Genomic DNA, 830 nt, shown 5'->3' on the forward strand with positions numbered 1-830 from the left:
GCGGGACGTGAAGGCGACGACGTTGGACATCGGGATATCTCGGAAGGGGAGAGGGGCGGCCCGACCAGCGCGGCCGGGCGAGAGGGTGGACGAGGCCGGCGCTATCGCTCGACCATCGCCAGAAGCTCGCGGGCGAACGCGGCGGTCTCGGCCGGGTCGCCGTTGTCGATGGTGAGGCGGGCGAGGGTCGCGGCTCGTCGCTCTTGCTCATACGCATCCGTAAGGACGCGCCCCCGAAGCTCTTTCACAGCAGCTTCCAAGGCCGCGTGGAGGGCAAAAGCAATGCTCTCGGTCAGGACCCCGGCACCGTTGAAGCCTTCTTTGCCCATCTGCCTAGGCTGGCAGGTGAGCGCGGACGCTACGGCGCTGAGAGTGTCGGCCGCGTCGTAGATCGCGCACAGTTCAGAGACCGGCAGGGTTTCGAGAGAAAGGCCAGCGGCGGCGATGAGGTCGGCCGGGTGAGGTTCGATAGGCGATGCGGAACCGCTCGAAGTCGTCCAACGCGAGCGCGGCCTTGGCGACGATCTCGGCCAGATGCGTGGATGGCTCGTTGATCGCGCGGGTGATGACGGCGTTCGTCTTGCCGGTCTCGATGTCGAACTTCCCTTCGGACCAGTCCGTGACCTTCAACGCGACATCGACCCACGAGCCATGCTGAACCGACCAGCGTCAGGCGTCGGCAATAGCGTCCGGCGCTGGAGCGAAGGTGCCCTCGGCGGTTCTGGCCAGCCCTGGCCTACGTGTCTGTCCGGCACGGCGGTCACACATATCGTACGTTCGATCCATAGAGCATCGACTAGGTAACTGCTGTTGTAGCGTGTCCAACACCT

2 protein-coding genes are annotated in these 830 nt (G+C 65.3%); both read right to left on the minus strand.

Annotated features, from left to right (window positions below; genetic code table 11):
* Positions 1–101: 101 nt before the first annotated feature.
* Positions 102–329, minus strand: coding sequence for a hypothetical protein (locus tag MKK52_RS17355; RefSeq protein ID WP_243955907.1), 228 nt, complete (start codon positions 327–329; stop codon positions 102–104).
* 73 nt (positions 330–402) lie between these two features.
* Positions 403–630: a hypothetical protein gene (locus MKK52_RS17360; protein WP_243955909.1), complete on the minus strand. Its 228-nt coding sequence runs from the start codon at positions 628–630 to the stop codon at positions 403–405.
* Positions 631–830 lie beyond the last annotated feature (200 nt).

The sequence above is a fragment of the Methylobacterium sp. J-067 genome, from assembly GCF_022829465.1.
In the GTDB taxonomy this organism is placed as follows: domain Bacteria; phylum Pseudomonadota; class Alphaproteobacteria; order Rhizobiales; family Beijerinckiaceae; genus Methylobacterium; species Methylobacterium litchii.

Bases quoted from the DNA above. Each gene is read 5' to 3' on its own strand.
- MKK52_RS17355 (WP_243955907.1), bottom strand. From the start codon at position 329: ATGGGCAAAGAAGGCTTCAACGGTGCCGGGGTCCTGACCGAGAGCATT.